Origin of the sequence: Glutamicibacter halophytocola (assembly GCF_001302565.1) — a bacterium.
Taxonomy (GTDB): domain Bacteria; phylum Actinomycetota; class Actinomycetes; order Actinomycetales; family Micrococcaceae; genus Glutamicibacter; species Glutamicibacter halophytocola.
In genome coordinates this window covers 3,330,947-3,350,890 of the sequence record NZ_CP012750.1, presented here as the reverse complement: position 1 = coordinate 3,350,890, position 19,944 = coordinate 3,330,947, and the positions used below count along the sequence as shown (strand labels likewise).

Genomic DNA, 19,944 nt, shown 5'->3' with positions numbered 1-19,944 from the left:
TTCGCGAATATTACGTATTTAACTATATTCACGGCTAACTCTTGCATAGTCAGATTGGTTAATTCACAAATAATCGCGATCTGTCAATCATACTTTTGTAGGATGCTGGGAGCTTGGGATGTGCCGGTTTCCAAGTGCAGCTGGGTATCTCCAGAGCTTCCACGTGGATTGCTTGCCGGCCCCCGTCCGCTGTGAGGGGCCCGGGGAGACCCCTCGCGGCGGACTATTTGCCAAAGCGGCGAAGGCGCAGCGAGTTCGCGACCACGAGCACCGAGCTGGCCGCCATGGCCGCCCCGGCGATCATCGGGTTCAGCAGCCCCAGGGCCGCGATCGGGATGCCAGCGGTGTTGTAGGCGAAAGCCCAGAACAGGTTCATCTTGATCGTGGCCAAGGTCTTGGCCGACAGGTCAATGGCGGCACTGACCTGGTGCAGATCGTTGCCCATCAGGGTAATGTCCGCTGCCTCGATGGCGACATCGGTGCCTGAGCCCATGGCGATCCCAAGATCTGCCTGGGCCAGCGCCGGCGCGTCATTCACTCCGTCGCCCACCATGGCCACGACCTTGCCCTGTTCCTGCAGGGAGGAAATGGCTTTGGCCTTATCGGCGGGGAAGACCCCGGCAAAAACGTCCTGCGGGTCGATGCCCACCTTTGCCGCCACCTTGGTGGCCACCGAGGAATTATCACCGGTGAGCAGCACTACCCGCAGTCCGCGCTGCTGCAATGCCTTGATGGCCGCCGCGGAGGAATCCTTGATCTGGTCGGCCACCGAGATGATGGCCTGGAACTGCTGGTCAACCGATACCAATATTGCGGTGGAGCCTGCAGCCTCGGCCTCGTTCAGCAGCGCGTGCGCCGTGGAATCCAGTACCGTGCCCTGTGCTTCCAGCCAGCTGGGCCGGCCGACAACAAGTTGCTTGCCAGCCACGACCCCGGACACTCCGCCGCCAGGCTCCGAGCGGAAATCCGTTGCCTTTACCAGTGGGCCGCGTTCGGCGCCGGCCCGGGCAATGGCCTGGGCAATCGGGTGCTCCGAATGGTGCTCAACGGCTGCTGCCAACGCCAGAATTTCGTCGGCATCGACCCCGGGAACCGGGCTGGTGCCCACATGCGCCATGACGCCGGTGGTGACGGTGCCGGTCTTATCCAGGACGATGGTGTCCAGCTTGCGGGTATCCTCCAGGACCTGGGGGCCGCGGATCAAGATGCCCAGCTGCGCCCCGCGGCCGGTGCCAACCAGCAGGCCGATCGGCGTGGCCAGTCCCAAGGCGCAAGGGCAGGCGATAACCAGCACGGCAACCGCAGCGCTGAAGGCCTGATAGGGATCGGAGCTAACCAGCCACCAGATCGCAAAGGTGGCGACCGCGATGGCCAAGACAATGGGCACGAAGACTGCCGAAATGCGATCGGCCAATCGGGCAATGGGAGCCTTGCCCGACTGCGCCTCGGAGACCAGCTTGCCCATCTGCGCCAGCGTTGTTTCGGAGCCGACGCGGGTCGCCTTGATGACCAGCCGTCCCGAGGTGTTCAGTGTTGCACCGGTGACCTCGGATCCGTCCATGACTTCCTGGGGGACCGATTCGCCGGTGAGCAGCGAGGTGTCGACGGCGCTGGTGCCTTCGACGACGATGCCGTCGGTGGCGATCTTTTCCCCTGGCCGCACCACAAAGTGCTCACCGACCTGCAATTGGGCGGCCGGAATCCTGATCTCCTGGCCATCGCGGAGAACCACCGCGTCCTTGGCGCCCAAATTCAGCAGGGACTTCAATGCATCGGAAGCCGACGACTTGGCGCGGTGTTCCAGATAGCGTCCGAGCAGCAGCAGGGTGGCCACCACGCCAGCTGTCTCGAAGTACAGCGCGTGCTCGCTCATGGCCATGCCGGTGTGCGCCGTCATCTGCGGATCGAGGATCAGCTGGATGGCGGAGAACAGGTAGGCGGCCAGCACGCCAAGGGACACCAAGGTGTCCATGGTGGAGGAGAAATGGCGGGCATTGATTGCCGCGGCCTTGTGGAACGGCCAAGCGCCGTAGAAGACCACCGGTGTGGCCAGGGCAAAAGCCACCCAGCCCCAGTGCGGGAACTGTGCCGCCGGGATCATCGAGATCACAAACAGCGGAATGGTGAAGAGTGCCGAAATGACCAGGCGCAGAAACAGGTGGCTGGGGACCAGATGCTGGTGGCCGGAGTGCTCGTCGTGGCCATGCTCGTGGTGTTCGGGGGCCATCGGCTTTTTGAGTGTGGCCGTGTATCCGGCGGCTTCGACGGTGCTGATCAGCGTTTGATCGCTGATATCGTGCGGGACCTGGACCTTGGCGGTTTCCAGGGGGAGGTTGACCGAGGCGGTGACCCCGGGAAGCTTGCCGAGCTTTCGTTCCACCCGGTTTACGCACGATGCGCAGGTCATGCCCTGGATATCCAGGTCGACGGTGCGCGCTTCGGGCAGCGCATGTTCTGGCGCATGGGAAGTCATTGTTCTACCTTGCACTTTCCTGCCGCCTATGGCGGCCTGGTGCCTGGCTGATGGGCTAGGCGTTGATTGCTTCGACGGTGTAGCCGGCCTCGTCGATCGCGTCGCGGAGGCTGGCTTCGCTGAGTTTGCCGGTCGCGGTGACGGTGGCGGTGGAGATGCCCTGGGCATCGAGAATGACATCGACGTTCTTGACTCCGTCCAGTTCCTTGAGCTCTTCGGTGACCGAAGCGACGCAGTGGCCGCAGGTCATCCCGGAGATCTTGATCTCGGTCCGGGTGGTCAGTTCGGTGGCCTGCTCACGAGTGGTGATCTGCAGCCCCTGGGAGCTGCTGGAGTTGTTTTCGGAGGAGCATCCGCAGTTGCAGTTGTGGCTCATGATCTTGCTCTCTTTCGATGAATTCTGTGTGAATCTGAAATCAGGGGAGGGGTGCGCCTAGCGCACCAGCCGGGAAATCGCGGCCGTGGCCTCGGCGATCTTGTCCTGGACGATGCTGGGGTCGCCGCTTTGAATCGAGGTCTTCGCGGCGTCGACAACACAATGGCCGATGTGATCGTCAATCAGTTGCACGCTGACCTTGTGCAATGCCGCGTTGATGGCGGAGATCTGGGTCAGGATGTCGATGCAGTATTTGTCTTCATCGACCATCTTGGCGACCCCGCGGACCTGGCCTTCGATGCGCTTGAGGCGGCGTTCCAGTGCGGACTTGTCCGCGTGATAACCGTGATGCTGTGCCTGGGCATCCGGGTTCTGGGTGATTTCCATACTTCGATAATACCCCTATGGGGTATTAAGTCAAGTACCCCCTGGGGGTATCAAGCCTCCCCGCTTAAGCCCGCGAAGCACGATAGGATTTCACCCGTGAGCCACAACGACCTGCACGTGCGTCCGATTTCCAGCGCCGAACACTCAGCCTTCCTCGAAACCGCCCACGACGTCAGCTTCCTGCAGCGTCCTGAATGGGCCCGGGTCAAGGGCGGGTGGCGTGGTGAATCCCTCGGCTTCTTCGACCAGGACGAACTGGTCGGCGCTGCACTGGTGCTGCACCGGGCCGCCCCCGTGATCAAGAAGACCCTGGCCTACGTTCCCGATGGCCCGGTGATCGACTTCCAGGCCCACCGTGCGGAAAACGTCATCCGCCCGCTGGCCGCCTACCTCAAGAACCGCGGCTCCTTCCAGCTGAAGATGGGCCCGGGCCGGGAGGTGCGCACCTGGGCCGCGGCCGCCGTGCGCAAGAACCTCGGCAAAGAAGGCTTCACCCAGCTGGCCGACCTGGAGCTCAAGAGCAGCTCAGCCCAAGCCCTGGCGCTGAACGACGCCCTGTTGGACCTCGGTTTCACCAAGGAAGACGTCGGACTGGACTTCGGCGCAGGCCAGCCGGAATTCGTGGCCCGTGTTGCCCTGCAGGATGAGGACGGCAACCAGCTGGACATGGAACAGGTCATGGCCAGCTACTCGGCCACCACCCGCAATGAAACCCGCAAGGCACTGAAGAGCACCTTGGAAATCGAGGTGGGCGACACCTCGGATATGGCACGCTTCCATGCCCTGTACAACCACACCGCGGACCGCCAGGAATTCACAGGCCGCCCGCTGGGCTACTTCGAAACCATGCACCGCGTGCTCAACGAAGCGGTGCCAGGATCCTGCACCCTGTACATCGCCAGCAACGAAGGCGTGGATCTGGCGGCCTCCATCGTGATCCGCTCGTCGAACCTGGCCTGGTACCTCTACGGGGCCTCGTCCTCTGAACAGCGCAAGATCTTCGCGCCCAAGGCGATCATGAACCGCATGGTGGAAGACTCCATCGCCGCCGGCTGCCGCTACCTGGACCAGGGCGGCGTCAGCGCCACCTTGGACAAGGAGCACCATCTCTCGGGCCTGACCAAGTTCAAGACCAACACCGGTTGCGACATTGTGCAGACCAATGGCGAATGGGACCTGGCGCTGAACAAGCCGCTGGCCTGGGTCTTCGAAAAGTACATGAACTGGCGCAAGAAGTAGGGAACACAGCACTGTGGCAATTGATCCAACCCAGCCATTTGTCCCCGTCATCCTCGGCGGCGACATCGGCACCTACACCCTGGCCCGCGAATTCTACGAGGCCTACGGGGTCCGTTCGGTGGTGCTGCCCGCCGCAGGCAATGGGGTGATCGAGCATTCGGTGGCCATCGAATTGCGCCCCATCGGCTCCATGGCAGATGAGTCGCGAGTGGTTGCGGCGCTGGCCGATCTGGCCGACGAGCTGGCCGCCGATTCGGCCCGCCCGCTGATGCTCTTCGGTTCCCTGGACTTCCACATAATGCTGATCGCCAAGCACCGCGCGCAGCTCGAAGCCCACTTCGTGATTCCCTATCCCGAATTGGAGATCATCGAAGCGGCGGCGCTGAAGGAAAACTTCTATGCGCTCGCCGAACAGCTGGCTATCGCCCACCCGCGCACCGCCGTCTACCACCCGGGCACCGAGCTGGAAGCCATGGCCAAGGACTTCACCTACCCGGTGATCGGCAAGCCTTCAAGCTCGGCGGATTGGATCGCCGCGAAGTTCGAGGGCAAGCAGAAAATCCACACCATCAACAACCGCGCCGAGCTGGAGGCACTGCTGTCCAGGATCGACGGCAGCGGCTACACCTCCGGCTACATCCTGCAGGAATACGTTCCCGGCGGCGATGACGCCATGCGATTGTGCACCTACTTCGCCACCCAGGACGGCAAAGTCATCTTCGCCGGCTACGGCGAAGTGGTCATCGAGGAGCATGCGCCGCTGGTGCTGGGCAACTCGGCAGCCATCGTCACCGGGCAGAACGACCAGATGGCCGCCGACGGTGCCCGCATGCTCGAAGAGCTGGGGTGGCGCGGCATCGCGATGATCGATGCGAAATACGACCACCGTGACGGGCAGATCAAGTTCTTCGAGATCAATCCCCGCCTTGGCCGCAATCATTTCTACCTCACTGCCGCTGGCGTGAACCCGGCACGATTCTACGTCACCGAGTTCCTCGGCGCCGACTTCGACAACTCGGATCCGCATACCGATGCCGTCGTGGAAACCGCCGCTGGGGTGCTGCAGCTGCGCCGCGAGCAGCTGTTCACCGTCTTGCCGCACCACTTGCTGCGCCGATTCCTCGATAGCGGGACCGGCAGGAAGGCGGCCGTGCTGCTCAAGGCCGGCAAGGTCTCCAACCCGTTGAAGTTCTCGGCGGAAAAGAACCCGCGCCGCAAGCTCTACCTGGTCTTGAATGCGGTCAACCACTACCGCAAGTACAAGAAGTTCCCGCCGCGCGCCCTGTAGTTCCTGCGCTTAAGGACGCCCTCCAGGCGACTGCTGGCCGGCCGTGCCAGGCACCGGCCAGCCTTCCAGGGCTTGAAGCCACGGGCTTTGGGAGATCTCGCCGCCGTCGAGAATATCGAGGCTCGTGGCAGAGCCCTCAACTTCGGGGACAAGCTCGGTGGGCTCGAATCCTGCAGCTGCCGCGATGTCCAGCGAGGTCGTCGCATCTGGATCATTCGCGGTGGACATGGCTTTCCACTTCAGCGCCGAGAGGATGCTTTCGCCGGCGGGGATAACCACACGCTGGGATTGAATGCTGGCCATCGGTGCCAGGCTGACATCTTGTTGTGCCTGGCCCTGGGAGTTGCGGAATTGAACCTGCGGGTACCCTTCGACGGCGCACGGAGCCGTTGAGATGTTCTTGGCGTAGACGGCCATGTACCTTGAGCCCAATGCGGCATCTGGAGAGCCTAGAGCTAGTTCCAAATCGTTCTCGGTGCAGGCTGGGGCAGCGGGATCTTGGGGCCAAGCAGCCACATTGTCGGGCAGCCGCGCCGGACGGGCGATGAGCTCTTCGGGCAGTTTCCCGCCAACCCAGCCTTCGATGACGTCTGAGTAGCCGGCATTGCTCAAGGTGAATGCCACTGGTTGTTCCAGTGGAGCATGCTTGGCGAGCCATTCTTTGATCCGGCCGGTGTCTTCCGAGCCTGCCTCAGCGGTGGTGTGCACCGACAGACCGCTGGAATCAAATACTGCGCTGTCAACGTCATCTAGTGCCGCTGCTTCCAAGGCCAGATTAAACTCGGCGGGATCCAATCGCTGATCAGAGCTATAGATCAGTGAAGAGTCTTCCAGCCGCAGGGAGAGCGGCTCGTCATGCTCGGCCGCATAGCGGCCAAGGGCCTTCATCCCTTGGATATCCTTGGCTACCGCGGATCCCTGGCCCACGCTGTCGGCACCGAGCTGGCGCAGGGAGAACGCTTGGATTATTTGCTCTTTGACGTTCTCGCTGTCCGACACATCCAGCGGGTACAGCGCCAGATTTGGGACGTCCGAATCCTGTGGTTCTCCGGCAACAAAACGAATGGAACTGTACACCTTGGATTGTTGGTCGATAAAGGCCTGTATGCGGGATGAAGCCCAGTGCGCGGTGTCGCCGGCCTGCTCAGGCGCCAGATGCTCATTGAGTTTCACCGTCCATGACGCTTGCGAGGAGTTTCCGTCCTTGGCATCAACAGAGGTGATTTCATGCTCGACGCTGGTCGAGTCGATCCCTTCCCTCTGATCCAATTGCGCAGCGAGAGCGCAATACTCCTTGGGAGCATCGCAGGAGTTGAACGCATCCCAGGGCTTCCAGATCAGCACGATGACCACCGCAAGGATCAGAGCCGTGATCATCGCTCCAAGGCGCAGTGGTTTCATTTAGCTACCGTACCAACACGACCACTGGATCGCAGGAGCCAGCGGGTAGAGTTTCAACCACACGTACTTTGAAAGCGAGACCCCATGAGTTTGAAAGATCGCCTGCGCGAAGACAGCATCGTCCACCTGAAGGCAGGCAACGAGCTGGAGAAAACCACCCTGCGCAATATCCTCAGTGCCATTGGCACCAAGGAGAAGTCGGGCAAAAACCCTAGCGAACTCAACGACCAGGATGTCGAGAACCTGTTGCGCAAGGAAGTGGGCAACCGCGAGGAAACTGCGCAGCTGGCAGCCAAGGATGGGCGAACGGAACTGGCAGAACGCGAGCTGGCAGAGGCTGCGTTCATTTCTACCTACCTCCCAAAAATGCTTGACGAGGCAGAAGCCCGGGGCATCGTGGAGAAGGTGATGGCCGAACTAGCAGCGGATCATGAGCTGTCCATGAAGGATATGGGGCAGGCGATGAAGCTGGTTGGAGCCGAAATTGCCGGCCGATTCGACGGCAAGGCCGTCTCGCAGATGGTTCGCGCCAAGCTCGGTTAATCGTCAGCTGGCATGAAGGGTCGTTCTTCGGAGCGGCCCTTTGTTGTACCTCCAGCTTTCACGGACGAGCGCGTTGAATCTATTCCACTGAAAATTTCCACTTAGAGAATCTAACTCGGAATTTTGGGGTAAAATTTCGAGTAAGAAATCCTAACTCGAAAATTTCTCGAGGAGAACCATGAATTGGCCAGCTCATGAAGAAGCGACCCGAGCATGGACCCCTGCAGGTAGAGTGCCACGCGAAGACCGGATGGTCGACGAAATCAAGGTATCTATTCCGCCAAAAATCGCGTCGTTGGACTATGCGCCGACAATGGAAGTGATTTTGGAATCAGAGAAAGCGACTGCCAAGATTGCATCGCTCAACAATGAATCTGGTGATCAGCTGGCCGCTGTTAGTGGGTTCCTTCTAAGGAGTGAAGCGGTCTCCTCCTCCAAGATCGAACACGTTAATGCTGAACGCAATGATTTCGCAAAGGCGACTGCTGGGCTAAAGGCAAGCAAAGAAGCCCATTCAATAGTCGCGGCCACCATGGCTATTCAAAAGATGATTGAGCGTGCTAGCGACGGAGCCATTTCCCTGGACTCGCTGCGTGAAGCACACCGCATCCTCATGAAAGATGACACAGTCGACGCCAGATACGCCGGTAAAATTCGTGACGTACAAAACTGGATAGGCGGTTCAGACTACTCGCCGCGTGGCGCAGTCCATATACCTCCTCCTTACGAGATGGTCCCGGAATTGCTTGAGGATTTGCTTCGGTACGCAAATCGTGATGATGTTCCCGTCATGGTCCAAGCAGCGGTAGCTCATGCCCAGTTTGAATCTATTCACCCATTTACAGACGGCAACGGTCGAATAGGACGCGCTCTTATAGGTGCCATTCTGAGAAGGCGAAATCTGACAACGGGTCCTGTAATCCCTATTGCTTCAGCAATGGTAGCTAACGTAAGTCGGTACTTTGAACTCGTAAATAATTACCGTCGTGGAGAAGTGACCGAATTTGTCCTCTACCTGTGCCGGTCAGCTGTCCACGCAGTTGAATCCTCGAATGAATCCATCGAAGCTCTACGCGCTTTGCCTGATGAATGGCGAGCGCTTGCTGGCGCTAGTCGGAATAGTGCGGCCGATAAGATCATTGGAAAGTTGCTAGATTATCCAGTGATCGACTCGTACCAGGCCTCGATTTTTGCTGGCGTCAAAGAAAACTCTGTCTACTATGCGCTGGATCAACTCGTGGAGAGTGGGGTGCTCACTCTGGTTTCACAGAGTAAACGCTATCGTGCTTGGGCTGCTGTGGACGTATTGGATGAGGTGGATCGACTGAACGGGCGCCTTCAAAATCCGTAGAACCTTGCGTGTTAGCTGGCTACTTCTCCTGCGGTCCCGTTGGACTCGACGTCTTTTCCAAAACCAAGATCGGCCCTGCTGCCGGCGACCCGTCCAGCTAGGGCGGCGTTCAAACTGCCGGTGGCAGCACGATTTCGGCTGCGCCGCAGGGAGGGATATTTGCTGCTGACAAAGTCGTCCACCTGTTCCTTGCGGCTCACCAATACCAGTTCGGTACCGCTGCCGCCCTGCTGGCTTTCTTCCCGGTAGAGCCCGCTGATGCGTTCGGCCACCTGGAGGTAAAAACTGCGCTGGAACTCGCGGCGCTCAATGACCTTCTCGGAATCGGTCCGATCCCAGGCCACATACTTTCCTTCTTCGCTCCACCAATGGCTCATCGCCAGGCTTGCCTGGATCACCAGCGACGAGAAGAGATTCTTGACGGTGCTCACATCGGACTCGTGGCCGATGACGTACAGGCGGCAGAAGTTCGAGTAGTTTGTTTGCAGCAGGGTCACGGTTCTGAAGGCATGTCCTACCGAAGACAGCCCATCGCGCTGGCCTAGCCGGTAGGTGCCGCGCATATCGAAGTGCTCTTCAATGATTGGCTCCTTCTTCTTGCCAGGACCGGTGGGCTGCGCGTCCAGTTCAGCACGTCCAATGCCATAGCGAACCATGAGCCGCTCGGCGTGTTCTTGGAAGGTTTGGGCCTCTGCAGGGAAATTGGTATTTTCCGCCTTGTTCAGCAGTAGCGCAATCCGTTCCTTCAGCCGCTGGAGCTTTTGTTCAGAGGTGCTCATGACATCTTCTTTCGGGGCAGTGCGATGGGTAGCGAATCGGCTTGTGCTGGTTCACGGCACCAGTGTTGCAGGTCATCGGGAATGCTGCTTGGCCGGGTGTGGGTAACTGTTTGGAAACGGCTCTAGCCGGTGCTGTGATCCGCGCGTAGAGTGAAGGCACCAAGCAGGTCCAGCACGCCCCGGGTCCTTGATTCGAGGCTGGTTTAAGAGAGGTTCTGATGGGTGATTTTCGGACATACACCATGGAAGAGCGGGCCACTTACCTTGCTCCTTCATGCGAGCGTTGCGGACAGCATCGTCACGTGGTGTGGGAAAAAGTCGAAGGTACGGAAACCTACAAGCCGCGTGATGCCGGATGCTCCAATGAAGCCTGCACCGCGTAGGCAATAACCAGTACAACCCATCGCTCAGGTATTTACTTCGGCCGGATTCCCAGAGCAGCAGAGATGCGCTCGGAGGCTGTGGTGAGTACCTGGGCGATATGGTTTTCATCCAATTCCAGCGGTGGATAGATTACCGCAACGGCCGCCGGCTTGTCCTGTGGCAGCAGCAAGGGGACCGCGATGGAGTGCAGTCCCGGGATGACCTCGTCGTGGCTGGATTCGAAGTCCTTGGCCGGGTATTGCACCGGATTGATTTGCGAGCGGATGACCCGTCCGGGTGCCCCGTTGTCAATGGGATGGCGCGTACCGGGGCGCTGGGCCACAGTGGCATCGGCCATTCGGGGCTCGGCCGTGCTCAACGTGACCGCGGCTTCGCCGTCAAAAACCACCAGCAGGGCAGTCATTCGAAGCTCGTCTGACACCGCTGCCAGGTGCGGGGCAGCTGCCGACTGCAGGGATTTGGCGACATTGCGTGCCAAGGCGCCCAGGCGTGCACCCAGTTCCAAATCACCGGAAGGCATGCGCTCGACAAAGCCGTACTGCTCGAAGGTCTTGACCAGGCGGTAGGCCATGGAGCGGTGAATTCCAAGTTGCGCGGCTAGTTCGGCAACGCTCAGCGGTGCCGTGGATTCGCCAATGAGGGTCAGCGCTTCGAGCCCGCGGCCCAAGGTCTGGGACCCGCCTTCGGTGGATTTGGTCATTGCTTCATCATTTCATCCCACCTGCCGTTAGCCCGGCAAGGTACTGCTTCACGTGATCTATTTCTAGCTCACAGCCTAGCCCAATGCCCCGATGCTGATTGGCAGGACTGCCGGGGCGATAGGCAACGGAAGGCAGGCTGCACGGTGCAGCCTGCCTTCCGTTATCAGCGCCCCTGCGCGGGGTCGCTACTGGAACTAGCGGATCGGTGGATCAGCCGGCAGCAGGTGCTCGCCGGTGCGATCCGTGGCCAAGGCCAGCGAAGAAATGTACTGCAGTTCTCCATTCGGGCCGGGCACCGCGGAGGCCAGCATGTCCGGGCGCTCGAAGCGCAGGCCGGTGACACAGCAGGTGTACAGCTCGTCGCTCGGGTTGCCTTCGGCGTCCAGCAGCGGGCTGTCGATGCCGTCATCGCTGCGGCGCAGGTAGTAGCGGCCCTTGGTGGCGATGGCCAGCAGCGGTGGCATCAAGAGCGCCAGGCCCACGGCCACCAGCGGGCTGAACGGCTGGATCTGCTCGCCGAGCAGCCCGAAGAACACGGCGATCGAGGCGATGGCAGAGGCGAGCATCGAGATGAAGCCCACCGGGTTGACCGCGTAGAGCATGCCGCGGCGGAATTCCGGCACCTTGGGGGAGAGCTTCAGCAGGTACTTGTTGATGGCGATGTCGCTGGCCACCGTGACCACCCAGGCCATCGCGCAGTTCGCGTAGAAGCCCAGCACGGTATTGAGGAAGTCGAACATGTTCGCTTCCATCAGGATCAGCGCGATGCCCAGGTTGACCAGTACGAACACCATGCGTCCTGGATAGGTCTTGGTCACGCGGGTAAAGGAGTTGGTCCAAGCCAGCGAACCGGAGTACGCGTTGGTGACGTTGATCTTGATCTGCGAGATGACCACCAGGACGACGGCCAGGCTCATGGCCAGCCATGCCGGCATCATTTCGCGGTAGACGCCCAGGAACTGGTGCACCGGCTCGTTGGCGGTGGCCGAGGCCTGAGGGTCCAGCGTGGCGATCAGGTAGACGGCGATGAACATGCCGGTGATCTGCTTGATGGCACCGAAGATGACCCAGCCCGGGCCGCCAAGAATCACCGCAGTCCACCAGCTGCGCGCGTTGGCGGCGGTTTTGGGAGGCATGAAACGCAGGTAGTCGATCTGTTCGGCGATCTGCGCCATCAGCGAGAGGCAGACACCGGCTGCCAGCATGGCCGACGCGAAGTTCACGCCCTCGCCGGTGCCCTGCTCGCCGGCATAGTTGACGAATGTCTCCACGGATTCCGGGTGGGTGGCCACGAGGTACACCATGGGCACAACCATCAGGATCAGCCACAGCGGGGTGGTCCATACCTGCAGCTTGGCCAGGGTTTTCATCCCGTAAATGACCAGCGGGATGACCATGAGGGTTGAAATCGCGTAGCCCAGCGGCTTGGGGATCCCGAGTCCCAGTTCCAGGCCCTGGGCCATGATGGCGCCTTCCAGGGCGAAGAAGATAAAGGTGAAGGTGGCAAAAATGACGTTGGTGACGATCGAACCGTAGTAGCCGAACCCCGAGCCGCGGGTGATCAGATCCAGGTCGAGGTTGTAGCGGGCGGCATAGTAGGCCAGCGGGAATCCGGTGGCGAAGATGATCAGCGCCGCGATCAATACGCCGGTGATGGCGCTCGCCGTGCCGTGGGCCAGGGCGATATTCGCGCCGATGGAGAAGTCCGCCAGGTAGGCAATTCCGCCCAGTGCGCTGGTGGCCACCACCGAGGGCACCCAGCGCCGATAGGAGCGCGGGGCGAAACGCAGGGTGTAGTCCTCCAGGGACTCCTTGGCGGCATTCAATTGCCCCTGGCTGGTGCCGCCGGCAAGGCTGGCCGGCGCTTGCTGTTGTTCATTCGTCGCTGTCATGTGCATCAGCCTAGTGAGCGCATGTTTCACCGGCCTCGGCCGTTCTGTGTCCGGCAGGTAAACAGGATCTCACCGCGTGAACCGGGGGTTACATGGGAATTGAAGTGGCCCTGTGAAGATGATTTCAGATCCTTGGGCGCACCTGTTTTCCCAGTTCAGTTCACCTATCATTTGTGGCATCGCAGAAAAATGCCGCTGGCCATGGTGCGCGAGGGGCAAGTAAAGCTACACTTGTTTCTATAGTTAGAACAGTGTCGCAACTATAGAGACAATGAAGTTTTGTGGCACGGACCTAGGAGTCACACCATGCAGATTCACCACCGGGGATACGTCTCGGGAGATCCACGCGTCAAGGAAGCCGCCGGCTACGGGATCAACCGGGCAGCAGAAATTCCCGACGAAATGGATGTACTGATTGTCGGCACCGGACCGGCTGCCTCCGTGGTGACCGCGCAGCTCTCCCGTTTCCCCAGCATCAACGTGCGCGCCATCGAAATGCGCCCGGGCCGGCTGGAAGTTGGCCAGGCCGATGGCATCCAGGCCCGCTCGGTGGAAACCTTCCAGGCCTTCGGCTTTGCCAACGAGGTCATCGAAGAGGCCTACCGCAATGTCGAGATGTGCTTCTGGACCCCGGATCCCGAAAACCCGGCGAACATCAAGCGCCACTCGCGCGCCGCCGACGATGCCACCGGGATGAGCGAATTCCCGCATATCTACGTGAACCAGTCGCGCATCCTGGACTACTTCCTGCGCGACGCCGAACGCGCCCCGGGCAAGGTCACTCCGGACTACGGGGTGGAATACCTCGGTTGCGAGATCGACCCTGGCGCCGAATACCCGGTCTCCGCGCACATCAAGTACGTGGCCGGAGAACGCGCTGGCGAAGAACGCACCGTGAAGGCCAAATACCTGGTCGGCGGCGACGGTGCCCGCAGCCAGGTGCGCCGCTCGCTGGGCCACAAGCTGCACGGCGACGCGGCCCTGCATGCCTGGGGAGTCATGGACGTCATGGTCAACACCGACTTCCCGGACATCCAGGTCAAGTGCTCCATCCAGTCCCATGAGGCGGGCAACATCCTGCTCATCCCGCGCGAAGGCGGCTATCTGGTCCGCTTCTACGTGGACCTGGGCGAACTGACCGCGGAAGACGCCGGGGCCATCCGCAACACCCCGGTGGAAGAGATCGTGGCCACCGCCAATCGCATCATCCACCCTTACACCATGGACGTGAAGAACGTCGCCTGGTTCTCGGTCTACGAGGTCGCCCACCGCATCACCGACGGCTTCGACGATGTGGAAGACCACGAGCGCGGCACCCGCTGCGCCCGGGCTTTCATCATGGGCGACGCCTGCCACACCCACTCGGCCAAGGCCGGCCAGGGCATGAACGTGTCCATCCAGGACGGCTTTAACCTCGGCTGGAAGCTGGCCGCCGTGCTCGAAGGCCGCGCCCCGGACGCGCTGCTGGATACCTACGCCGAGGAGCGCAAGGTCATCGCACAGAACCTCATCGACTTCGACAAGGAATGGTCGACCCTGATGGCCAAGTCCGTAGATGACTGGGAAGACCCGGACGAACTGGAGAAGTACTACACCAAGACCCAGGAATTCCCTGCCGGCTTCATGACCCAGTACACCGAATCGGCCATCACCACCGGGCTGGAGCACCAGGACCTGGCACCCGGCTTCCCGATAGGCAAGCGCTTCAAATCGGCCGAAGTGATCCGTCGTTCCGATAACCGCTGGCGCCATCTGGGCCACTTCCATGAGGCCGATGGACGGTGGCGGGTCTACGCCTTCGCCGATGCTGCAGCTCCTGCCTTGGAAGGCACCGCCATGGCCGACTTCGCGGCCTGGTGGGAAAAGGATCCAGCGTCCCCGCGCAACCGCTACACTCCAGCCGGGGTGGATCAGGATGCGGTCTTTGATGCCAAGGCCATCTACCAGCAGGACTACACCGAGGTAGAGCTGCACGACGTGCCGAAGATCTTCCAGCCGCTGAAGGTCCCCTACGGACTGCACGATATCAACCAGGTTTTCGCTGCCGGCCACGGACGCGATATCTTCCGCGACCGCGAGATCAGCAAGGACGGCGCCATCGTAATTGTCCGACCGGACCAGTATGTTGCTGGCATCTTCCCGCTGGATGCTCGTGAGGAAATCAGCGAGTTCTTCGCCGGGAATATGCTGCCGGTAAGCGGTAGCAATTCCTGATCTGACGTGAGAATCTGACACGTAGGATTATCTCTCAGCACCGCTTGCCCCATGAGAAATGCATGGAGCAAGCGGCGCTGCTGATTTCGGAGGCTGACACATAGCCACAGCATGATCGAGCCACGCCCCGGCCGAAATATCTGAGGAGAACGCAGTGCAGATCCGTGGTGCCAGTTCAAAACGGCGTTGAAACCATTCAGGGCTATTTATGCCCACAATTTGAGGCTTGCCCCGATCAAAGGGTCATAACCCTGAGAACATGAATTAAAAGCAGAATCCCGGCCGTGTGATCGGTCTATTGAAAAGACTACAGGGACGGTTCCGGGATGTTCTCTTCAATTCTAGACGAGGTGGGTATCGATGGCCGTCTGCAATCCTGAGACTTTTACGAGTTTCACTTTGGAGCAGCACGTCTCAAGCACTATCTAATTGAATGCCATGACGTTCAAAGCCAGGCAATGCTTCTTTATAGATGGAACTCCGATATCTCCGCCGCATTTTGGGAATCCCTAGGCCACCTAGAAGTGGGATGAGAAATGCCATTGACCGACAGATGAATTTACGGCATGAGGCAAAAGGACGACCAGGAAATTGGATTTTCGATGAGTCCAGGGAGCTAGGACGCGACTCAGGCAAGGGACACCGAGCTCATGCTTATCCATATGCCGATATTGAATTAGCTATTTCTCGTGTGCGTAGGAACCGTATGCCTTTGGCCCCGGGGCAGATTATCTCTGAAATCTCGTTCGGCTTCTGGCACCAAATGGTTTCAAAAGGTCAGATGTTCCTCTGGCCGGACCTCGCTGGGGCTTTCCCATATATGAAAGGACGCAATCAACTGCTAGTCAGCTCCAAAGTTGGCGCACTACGAGACCTGCGAAACAGGATTGGGCATCACCATCGAATCTGGACCTCAGACCTAGAGCAAAGGTTTGAGGACCTCGTAGCCTTGGCCGGTTATATACATCCAGATTTTGGGCACTGGATCAATGTTGAAAGCGATGTGCCACTTATCCTGTCGAAACGACCCAAATAACGCTGGCCTATGTCATGCGGCAGATCGTGCACTCATCCAGCGCCAACCTCCATATGCTGGTAACGAATGTGGACTGGGCCCGCAAGATGCAGACCCAGCCCCGTACGACCAGCAACTCGTCCTGTCGTGCGGGGCTGATACTCTCTGGGGCATGAACGCGTTCTTTGATTCCTTGCCGGTGCGCCGTATCGCCGAGCATCCCAAAGCACCCATGGACCGCACCGATTGGGCGGCCCAGATCCCGGCGGTGCGCCAGGTCCTTGATGAAGGACTGGAACTGGGGCAGCTGACAGTGCTGGTCGGGGAAAACGGGGCCGGAAAATCAACGCTGGTTGAAGGCATCGCCGGAGCTTTCGGGCTGAATCCCGAGGGCGGAACCCGCAACTCCATGCACCAAACCCAAATGACCGAATCAGGCTTGTCATCGCACCTGCAGCTGGAACGCGGCGCTGGCGCTTCCAAGGCCGGAGTCTTCTTGCGGGCCGAAACCATGCACGGGCTCTTCGCCTATCTGGGGTCCATTGGCTCGCGCGGCAAGCACAATTTCCAAAGCCATGGCGAATCCTTCATCGAGTTCTTCACTGAACGCTCCAGCGTCAACGGCCTTTGGGTATTCGACGAAGCTGAATCAGCACTTTCCTTCAACGGCTGCCTGATGCTGCTTTCGCACATTTCCGATCTGTTGCGCAGCGGATCCCAAGTCATCCTTTCCACCCATTCGCCTATTCTTGTCTCGCTGCCGCAGGCAAAAATCTATGAAATCGGCCAGTGGGGGATTCGCCCGGCAAGTTATGACGAATTGGAAATGGTCAGCAACTGGCGCTTGTTCCTCGATGCGCCAGGGCGCTACCTGCGACACTTCGACGCCTGAGTTCATCGAAACAACCCTCGGTTATTGAGGCAGGCGCTCTTCCCCTAAGCTTTTAAGCAAAGGACGATGAAGGGGACGCACCATGGCACAGAAACGCTCAATTTGGGCTCGAATTTTCGGTATCGGCAAGGCCAACGCCAACGCGGCACTGGACGCCCTCGAGGATCCAAAGAAGATGCTGGACCAGACGGTCCGCGATTACACCAACAACATTGCCCAGGCTGAGCAGGCTGTTGCCCAGACCATCGGCAATCTGCGGATGGCCGAGGACGACCTGGCCAAGCTGAGCCAGGAAGCCACCGAATGGGGCACCAAGGCTGTGGCTGCCTCGAACAAGGCGGACGAATATGCCGCTGCCGGGGACGCTTCCAACCAGCAGAAATTCAACCAGCTGGCCACCGTCGCCATCCAGCGCCAGATGTCGGCGGAGAAGAAAGCTGCCTCGCTGCAGTCCACCGTCACCAGCCAGCGCGAAGTGGTCGACAAGCTCAAGACCGGCTTGAATTCCATGCAGTCCAAGCGCCAAGAGCTGGTAGCCAAGCGCGATGAGCTGGTGGCTCGTGCCCGCAATGCCAAGACCCAGACGCAGATGATGGACACCATGAAGGCCTTGGACTTCAGCGATCCATCCAGCGAGATCAGCCGTTTTGAGCAGAAGATCCGCCAGGACGAGGCCAAGGTCCGAGGCGCCCAGGAACTGGCTTCCTCATCGCTTGATGCGCAGTTCGCCCAGCTTGAGGATCTGGGGGCTGCCTCCGAGGTTGACGCCCGGTTGGCGGCCTTGAAGTCCAGCAACAATCCGGAAGACGTCATCGAGCAGGCACCAGCCGGCCCAGAGCTGGAAGCCGCAGCACCTGATCTTTCCGAGGTTGAGGCACGGTTGGCCGCGCTGAAGAACAAGCAGGCCTAGTCCTCGTAGACCTCTTAAACGCTCCCGTAGAACACTCGCTGGGAAATCAGCGCGAAGTTCTGCGGGAGCTTTTTGTTCAGAAAACTAGACTGTTCCGTCGTTGACGGAGAGATGCTATTATCTGAACATGTCAACAGCCCGGGAGCTTCCCAAGCAGGTCACCGAGCGCATGCTCATCCAGGGATTGAAGCGTGCTCTTGAAGAGCGGCTTCCTGCTGGTTGGACAGTGGACAAGCCGCAAACGGCTAGCTCAGCGACGGCGGTTGACGCCCTGATGCGATTCTCCAGTCCTGCCGGAGAATCTGCTCGCATTGCCGTTAACACCAAGAGCGTAATTGATCCGCGAAATGTCGCACAGCTAACGGAACAATTGGTTTCCGGGCAGAGCGTGGGGGCATGGGACATAGGGCTAGTCGCTGCCCGCTACCTATCGCCTTCGGTGCGCAACAAGCTCGCAGATTCGGGAATTTCCTACGTTGACGCGACGGGCAACATCTACATTCGTTCCGATGCACCAGCTTTATTCATTGCCGATCGAGGATTGGACCTGGATCCATGGCGTGGACCTGGCCGTCCGCGAGGCAATCTGAAAGGCGAACCCGCCGCACGCGTGGCCCGTACATTGCTTGATGCGCCCGGGCCTTGGCGAATGAGGCAGCTGGCCACCGCCGCCCGTACGTCCACTGGCTCCGCATACAGGGTGGTTGAGTTCCTGGAATCGGAAGCCTTGCTGGTGCGCAACGACGACTCGACTATTGGAATCCCCGCGTGGGAACCACTCCTGCGCAGATGGTCCCTCGATTACGAGTTTCTTGCTACAAACGTTGTCACGCAATGGATTGCTCCACGAGGCATTGAGAGCGCAATCGGCTTGGCCTTGGCAACCGATCCCAGTACGTACGCGGTTACCGGGTCCGTCGCTGCCCAGGCGTGGGCCCCCTATGCGCCATCCCGATCTCTGATGGCCTATGCGCAGAACCCATCCGAAATTGCCCAACGTTGGGGATTGCGCGCTACGGACTCGGGAGCAAATGTCTTGCTTGCAGAACCAGCCTATTCAGTGTTGACCGACGGTGCTCGCCAGCGGGAGGATGGCTTGAGCATTGCCGCGCCTACGCAGGTGGCCGTGGACCTCCTGACCGGTCCAGGGCGCGCTCCTGGCGAAGCAGAAGAACTCATCAGATGGATGGCGGCCAATGAGTCCTTATGGCGGTGATTCTCATGGCCTTCTCGTTCGTGCGCGCGCAGGCCTGTTAGACGCGCTTCAAGCACTGGAGGGCCAACGCGATGCATTGGTAGTGATTGGCGCGCAGGCGGTCTACCTGCGCACTGGGGAGCTTGACGTCGCACTGGCTCCGGCGACGAACGATAGCGATTTTTCGCTGGATCCACGTCTTCTGCAAGACGATCCACGAATCGAACAAGCCATGCGGCGCGCAGGGTTTTTGCCAAGTGCTCAACCCGGATCGTGGCTGCGTGAGGATGGGATCCCTGTGGATCTGATGGTTCCCCGGAAACTGGCTGGGTCGGGTCGACGAAGCGTCAGCATCCCGCCTCATGATAAATTTTCAGCCCGGCAAACACGGGGTATCGAAGCCACACTTGTCGACTTCGATGTTCAAGAGATTACCTCGCTGGACCTTGCCGACAACCGGTCGATTTCTGCAAAAGTTGCGGGGCCAGCTGCGCTTCTAGTGGCAAAAATTCACAAGATCGTCGAACGTCTTCAAACTCCCATGCGCTCGAACGACAAAGACGCCCACGATTCGTATCGAATACTCCGAAGCGTAGAAACATCAGAACTTCGGAACCGGTTTTTGAGTCTTTTGAACGACGAATTGAGCCAGCAATCCACCATGGAAGCTCTGGTCTATCTCAGAGAGCATTTCGCGGCTGGTCCAGAATCGGCTGGTTCCATGATGGCCGGTCGAGCTGAAGCTGGACTCGGTGATCCTTCGCAGGTTTCCCTGTCGGTAGCGTTCTTGGCAGAAGATCTCATCAATGCACTCGTCGATGGCGGGATAGCGATCAGACGGCAGTAAAACCCGGTGCTTGCCGGCATCGCCGAAAACTTCTTCACAGGCAGGTGCGAGGCTGAG

At 59.7% G+C, this 19,944-nt stretch carries 16 protein-coding genes; 9 read left to right on the top strand and 7 right to left on the bottom strand.

The annotated features are described in order from the left end of the window. Window positions 1-223: 223 nt before the first annotated feature. From AOZ07_RS15485 to AOZ07_RS15475, 3 genes are read right to left on the bottom strand one after another with little or no spacing between them, the layout of a single operon-like run. Window positions 224-2,473, bottom strand: a complete 2,250-nt coding sequence (locus AOZ07_RS15485) for a heavy metal translocating P-type ATPase (protein WP_060702802.1) — start codon at window positions 2,471-2,473, stop codon at window positions 224-226. Window positions 2,474-2,528: 55 nt separating this feature from the next. Beyond that, a complete protein-coding gene (locus tag AOZ07_RS19105; protein ID WP_075972517.1) occupies window positions 2,529-2,849 on the bottom strand; it encodes a heavy-metal-associated domain-containing protein in 321 nt (106 codons plus the stop codon). A gap of 57 nt (window positions 2,850-2,906) precedes the next feature. Continuing rightward, entirely contained in the window at window positions 2,907-3,236 is a 330-nt protein-coding gene (locus AOZ07_RS15475) for a metal-sensitive transcriptional regulator (protein ID WP_060702801.1), read from the bottom strand. Between the two features lie 96 nt (window positions 3,237-3,332). Here AOZ07_RS15475 and AOZ07_RS15470 point away from each other — a divergent pair, with 96 nt between their 5' ends. After that, complete coding sequence (locus tag AOZ07_RS15470; RefSeq protein ID WP_060702800.1) at window positions 3,333-4,475, top strand: lipid II:glycine glycyltransferase FemX; 1,143 nt, start codon at window positions 3,333-3,335, stop codon at window positions 4,473-4,475. 13 nt (window positions 4,476-4,488) lie between these two features. Then, a complete protein-coding gene (locus AOZ07_RS15465) occupies window positions 4,489-5,763 on the top strand; it encodes a carboxylate--amine ligase (protein WP_060702799.1) in 1,275 nt (424 codons plus the stop codon). 9 nt (window positions 5,764-5,772) lie between these two features. Here the strand turns inward: AOZ07_RS15465 and AOZ07_RS15460 are convergent, their stop codons facing one another. Further along, on the bottom strand, window positions 5,773-7,164 hold the full coding sequence (locus AOZ07_RS15460) for a DUF4232 domain-containing protein (RefSeq protein ID WP_084793300.1): 1,392 nt from the start codon (window positions 7,162-7,164) through the stop codon (window positions 5,773-5,775). Between the two features lie 84 nt (window positions 7,165-7,248). On the opposite strand from AOZ07_RS15460, the gene AOZ07_RS15455 reads away from it, so the two are divergent. Together AOZ07_RS15455 and AOZ07_RS15450 are read left to right on the top strand one after the other, a co-directional pair. After that, window positions 7,249-7,707 (top strand): GatB/YqeY domain-containing protein, encoded by a 459-nt coding sequence (locus AOZ07_RS15455; RefSeq protein ID WP_060702797.1) that lies wholly within the window; start codon window positions 7,249-7,251, stop codon window positions 7,705-7,707. Window positions 7,708-7,885: 178 nt separating this feature from the next. Beyond that, entirely contained in the window at window positions 7,886-9,058 is a 1,173-nt protein-coding gene (locus tag AOZ07_RS15450; RefSeq protein ID WP_060702796.1) for a Fic family protein, read from the top strand. Between the two features lie 11 nt (window positions 9,059-9,069). Here the strand turns inward: AOZ07_RS15450 and AOZ07_RS15445 are convergent, their stop codons facing one another. From AOZ07_RS15445 to AOZ07_RS15435, 3 genes are all read right to left on the bottom strand, one after another. Next, window positions 9,070-9,837: a DUF2786 domain-containing protein gene (locus AOZ07_RS15445; RefSeq protein ID WP_060702795.1), complete on the bottom strand. Its 768-nt coding sequence runs from the start codon at window positions 9,835-9,837 to the stop codon at window positions 9,070-9,072. A 415-nt stretch (window positions 9,838-10,252) separates the two neighbouring features. Continuing rightward, window positions 10,253-10,921 (bottom strand): IclR family transcriptional regulator, encoded by a 669-nt coding sequence (locus tag AOZ07_RS15440; RefSeq protein WP_060702794.1) that lies wholly within the window; start codon window positions 10,919-10,921, stop codon window positions 10,253-10,255. Window positions 10,922-11,116: 195 nt separating this feature from the next. Beyond that, complete coding sequence (locus AOZ07_RS15435; RefSeq protein WP_060702793.1) at window positions 11,117-12,814, bottom strand: purine-cytosine permease family protein; 1,698 nt, start codon at window positions 12,812-12,814, stop codon at window positions 11,117-11,119. A 306-nt stretch (window positions 12,815-13,120) separates the two neighbouring features. Between AOZ07_RS15435 and AOZ07_RS15430 the strand changes: the two genes are divergently transcribed. From AOZ07_RS15430 to AOZ07_RS15405, 5 genes are all read left to right on the top strand, one after another. After that, entirely contained in the window at window positions 13,121-15,028 is a 1,908-nt protein-coding gene (locus AOZ07_RS15430) for an FAD-dependent monooxygenase (RefSeq protein ID WP_060702792.1), read from the top strand. Between the two features lie 1,187 nt (window positions 15,029-16,215). Next, window positions 16,216-16,935, top strand: coding sequence for an AAA family ATPase (locus tag AOZ07_RS15420; protein ID WP_060702790.1), 720 nt, complete (start codon window positions 16,216-16,218; stop codon window positions 16,933-16,935). Between the two features lie 82 nt (window positions 16,936-17,017). Further along, on the top strand, window positions 17,018-17,845 hold the full coding sequence (locus AOZ07_RS15415; RefSeq protein WP_075972516.1) for a PspA/IM30 family protein: 828 nt from the start codon (window positions 17,018-17,020) through the stop codon (window positions 17,843-17,845). A gap of 127 nt (window positions 17,846-17,972) precedes the next feature. Continuing rightward, the gene (locus AOZ07_RS18295; protein WP_207758455.1) at window positions 17,973-19,061 is read left to right on the top strand and encodes a hypothetical protein; all 1,089 of its coding nucleotides are present in this window, start codon (window positions 17,973-17,975) and stop codon (window positions 19,059-19,061) included. After that, the gene (locus AOZ07_RS15405) at window positions 19,042-19,887 is read left to right on the top strand and encodes a hypothetical protein (RefSeq protein ID WP_060702789.1); all 846 of its coding nucleotides are present in this window, start codon (window positions 19,042-19,044) and stop codon (window positions 19,885-19,887) included. The genes AOZ07_RS18295 and AOZ07_RS15405 overlap by 20 nt, the downstream gene beginning before the upstream one ends. The last annotated feature ends 57 nt before the right edge of the window (window positions 19,888-19,944 follow it).